The organism is Bartonella queenslandensis AUST/NH15 (genome assembly GCF_000312585.1).
GTDB lineage: Bacteria > Pseudomonadota > Alphaproteobacteria > Rhizobiales > Rhizobiaceae > Bartonella > Bartonella queenslandensis_A.
The window spans coordinates 52,003-56,538 of the sequence record NZ_HE997995.1 but is presented as its reverse complement, the minus strand read 5'-3'; the positions used below and the strand labels follow the sequence as shown (position 1 = coordinate 56,538).

The 4,536-nt window shown below is 38.4% G+C and carries 2 protein-coding genes and 1 pseudogene; all 3 read left to right on the top strand.

What is annotated here, in order from left to right; translation table 11 throughout:
* Positions 1–2,810, top strand: a 2,810-nt coding sequence (locus tag BN338_RS03595) for an autotransporter outer membrane beta-barrel domain-containing protein (RefSeq protein WP_039759129.1), incomplete at its 5' end; no start/stop codon positions are given.
* Positions 2,811–3,227: 417 nt separating this feature from the next.
* Complete coding sequence (locus BN338_RS12090; protein ID WP_198003673.1) at positions 3,228–3,365, top strand: hypothetical protein; 138 nt, start codon at positions 3,228–3,230, stop codon at positions 3,363–3,365.
* 385 nt (positions 3,366–3,750) lie between these two features.
* Positions 3,751–4,536 (top strand): annotated as a pseudogene (locus tag BN338_RS12085) (autotransporter outer membrane beta-barrel domain-containing protein); the annotation flags it as partial.

Sequence of the window (4,536 nt, the reverse complement as noted above, 5' to 3'; positions counted from 1 at the left end):
TTGATGTGTTTGCACACAATGTTGAATCTCAATTTTTTTCAGGGAAACAGAAATCTTCATGTGATCAGAATGCAGCACTTTATCAGTGTGATGATGGTGAAGAGCATGAAATTAATAATAAAGTTTATTCGTTAATGGATAAAAAGATTAATGGTATTCATGGAGCCATAGAGATATCTAAGGCAAATACGTTTATTCGTAGTAAGAATATAACTGTTAAGGGCATTTTGGATGAAAAGAAAAACTTGGAAAAAAACTTTTGGAAATATGGCGTAAAGGCATCAGAAAAGGCGGCAGTCTCGCTGATCGATTCTAAGTTGAGTGATGTTTTAGTGGGGGTGGAATCTCAAGATGCATCCATTGCAATATCTGGTGGATTGATTGACGCAATTGAAGTGGGAGCTTTTGCAGAAGGAAAATCTAAAAGTATACTTCATTTAACGAATACACAGGTGAATTTTGGTGGTGTTGGGGTTAAAGCAGGAGAAAAAGGATATTTAATTTTAAAGGGTGTCTCTATTAGCGGTAATGGTAATCCCGAAAAGGAGGGACAAGGGCTTGGTATTGGTTATCAAAGTGATCATGCTGCTTTTCATATATATGGAGATGGTTATGTTCAGTTTGTAAAAGGCTCTGTTGATGTTAAGGATGCTCATGGACTTTTATTGCAGGGAAATAAAGGTTCTCAGGCTGCTATCGAAGATTCTAATATTACAGTGAGAGGGAATGTGTTTTATGGTATGCGCTTTGCAGGTGAGGCAGCATCAGAGGAGCAGTTAGAGAAAAGATCATTGCGCGCTGATTTGAAAAAGACGCACTTTGTAGTCCCAAGTAGTGTAGCTATTTATAGCAGTAAATCTGGAAAGTCTAACATATTTTTACAGGATACGAAGCTTTTGGGAGATTTGTTGCTGAAGGCTGAGAATGGCTCTTCTATAAAAATTGAGGCTCATGCTTCTGCACTTGTCGGTCAAACACAGATTGATAACAGTTCTAAAGTCGACCTTATGTTGAGAAATAATTCACAGTGGGCTTTATTGCAACCAAGACATAAGAATTTACAAGATCCTCATTATAGAGGTGTTTCATTTATTTCATCGATAAAGCTTTCTGATAGTTCTATTACTTTTGAAAAACCAAAATCTAGCACTGCCTATGCATATCAAACGCTTTATATTGGAAAAGGAGAAGGTGTTGTTTATCAGGCTTCAGGTGACGCTTGGATTCATTTGAATGCACGTTTAAATCCTCGTGATACAAGTGATCATCAAGTAACAGATCGGCTTCTTATTCATGGTGATGTTAAGGGGAAAACTATAGTACATATACAAGGGGTTGCGGGAGATTTAGAAGAAAAAAACGAAAAAGCGCATAGTGTTTCAATTATTCAAGTTTATGGAGATGCATGGCCTGACTCTTTTCAACTGAATGGACAGTATGTTGCATTAGAGGGTGCGCCTTATAAATATGTTCTTCGTTCTTATAGCCCAAACGTTACTGGAGGGGAGGAGCATGTTAAACAGAGGTTTGCTCAGAATGGAGGGGCGTTTTGGAATTTTCGTTTAGAAAATGAATATGTTCAAACGTCTGCTGATTATAGACGCACACCTATGGTTTCTAAACGTACACCTCCTACGCACACCCCTTTTGAGGATGTTGTCCCAGCGTCTTCCGCGGATGTTGTTCCAACGTCTTCCATGGATGTTGTCTCGGCGTCTTCCGCGGATGTTGTCTCAGCGTCTTCCGTGGATGTTGTCCCAGCGTCTTCCGCGGATGTGGTTTCAGTGTCTTCTGCGAATAGTTTTTCTAAGATTGAAAATGTTTTCTCATCTGGACGAGGTATAAGATCTGTTGTTCCGCAAGTTCCGACTTATCTGCTCTTGCCGAATAGTTTGTTTCATGCTGGCTTGATGGATATCAGCAATCAAAACAGGCAGTTGGAGATACAGCGTGCTAATCCTCGTGAAATGTTGGAAATTCATGAAAATCCTGCTTCATTTTTGCGTGGTTATGGGGGCAATTATCGTTATGCTTCAGATTTATCTGCACGTGAATATGGCTATGGAGGGGATCTAGGGTACTACGCCATAGAGGCTGGTGTTTTGCTTCAAAAAATTGAAAATGTTGACAGTGCTATATCCTTTGGGGTTATGGGGTCCTATGGAAAGCTTTCTCTACAACCTCAAGATGTTGCACAAAGTCAAAAAAGTACATTTGATAAATGGACTGCTACAGTCTATGGCAGTATGCAGCATGATACAGGTTTCTATATTGATGGTCTTTTATCTTATGGTCTGTTTAAGGGAGATGTTGTGACGACGGCACGGGGTAAGACAGCAACATTGAAGGGTAATCCTTTAAGTCTTTCCTTGATGAGTGGTCAGAAAATTACCACAGGATATGAAGGTGTTGTTTTTGATCCACAAGTTCAGGTTGTTTATCAACATCTTCAGTTTAATGAGAGCCGTGATATTGATAACTTTAATATTGAGATGGATAAGCTTGATCAATGGCTGGTGCGTATTGGTGGGCATTTGACGAAGACTCTTGCTGCCTCTGAAAAGGATCGTGATGTTTCTTTCTATGGTAAGGTTCATTTTGCTCATGATTTTGGCAAAGAGAGATCTGTGCGCTTTAAAGATTCTTTCCAGTTAGGAGCTTTTGGTTCTTCTCTAGAAGCTGGATTGGGTCTTAATGCGCGCTTGTCTCAAAAATTCGCATTTCATGGTGATTTGGTTTATCAGCATAAGTTGAGCAAAGGTGGTTTTTCTGGAATCAGTTTTTCTGGTGGATTGCGTTATCGTTTTTAGGATGATTGCCTTGGGGGGAAATTAAAAAAAACACAAGCAAAACCACAAGTATCGCTTGTGGTTTTTTATTGTTTTGTTTGCGATTTTTAAAACAGATTTTTTAAAGAATGTTTTTTTGCATGCGTAAATTTGTTTCTGTTTAGAAACGAGATAAAGCTTTCTGGTTTCTCGTTTTTGCTTTTAATACTGTTTTTTCCTCTATGCAATATACTGATTTATATAATGGTTTATTGTCTTTTATTTTGAATGAAATACACGAATATCGTGGGGTTGTCTCATTTCAAATTTGTTCCACGTTGAATCAATCGATCAAAACCATTCGTTTCCACGTTATAAGTGGGGAGAGGCGTGTGGATACAACTGGACAAGAAAGGAGTCAAGATGCCTTTTATGAACTATTTCAAGTGCTAAGGGGTGTTGCAACATTCTAGGATTGGAAAAGTAGGTGATGGTATCGGCTTACTTATTCATAAGCGTAAAGATGGGAAGCTCAATGAATTTATGACCATTATACCACTTACGGATGCTATCGCGAAATGGGCTTCGATGCGTTGAGAGGCGTGCTTTTAAAACAAGTCCGTGAATTGGCAACATACCTGTATTCTGTTTGGTGTGTTTTGTTCTTCGTGATGGTTGTAACTCTATTAAAGAACGCAATCAACGCAAAGTGTGAGGCAAGATGTCACCTCCTTTCGTGTAATTTTAAAAATTCTCTTGAGATCGCTGCTTTAGTGTGTGGGGGATTTATCATCTCCATTTTTACGCGTTTTTACAAATAATACAATTTAAAATTGTGATATTTTTAGATTCTAGCTTTACATAAAATGCATAGTGGATATATAAAATACAAAATGTATTTTTAAATTATCACGCGTAACCAAAGTTATTCAATAGAACGCGTGTTTTTTTTAGAGAAGGGGAAGAAAGTTTGTAGAAAATTATGTTCAAAAATCATCTCTCTTTATGGCGTTGTACAACGGTTATTTTTTTCTTTGTACATAATGCTGATGCTGGTGAAATTTCTTCTCAGAAGAAGCAATATTCATGTAACGAAAGTGCCTCATTCTATCACTGTGCTGATGGTCAAACCCATGAAATTTCTCAGAAAACTTATCAACTCAAAGGAGAACATTCTGAGGCAGCCTTAGAGGCATCAGGGGAAAATACACTCATTGAGGGAACGGCGATAATCATTAACGGTGTTTCGCATGCAAATGGCTATTCCGGAAAAGACGCTTGGACAACAGGTGTAAAAGCCTCAAGAGGGGGAGGTGTTGCTCTATTTGATTCCATGTTAAATGAAGTGTCGATAGGGGCTGATATTAGTGAGGATGGAGCTTTTGAAATGCAGGACGGGGTGATTAAAGCAACCAGAATAGGCATCAGTGTTGCGGGTGAAAAATCATTGGTTTCTTTGACCAAGACAGAGATTAAGATACCTTCTGATGCGATCGGTCTTTTGAGTCATAATGGTGCAAAAATCCATATGAAAGGAGGAAAGATTAACTTTGCTGATGGTATTGGCGTTCAAACAGGAGGAGATGGAGAAATTAATTTAGAGGGTGTTTCTATCATTGGAAAAGGGAAACAGGCGAAAAATAAAGATAATCATCGTGAAGATGCTGCTTTTAGTATGCTTCAGGGAAAAGGCAAGATTCATTTCCAAAAGGGCACTGTTAATGTTAACAATGTTCATGGCATTGTATTACAGGGGAATAATCATAAT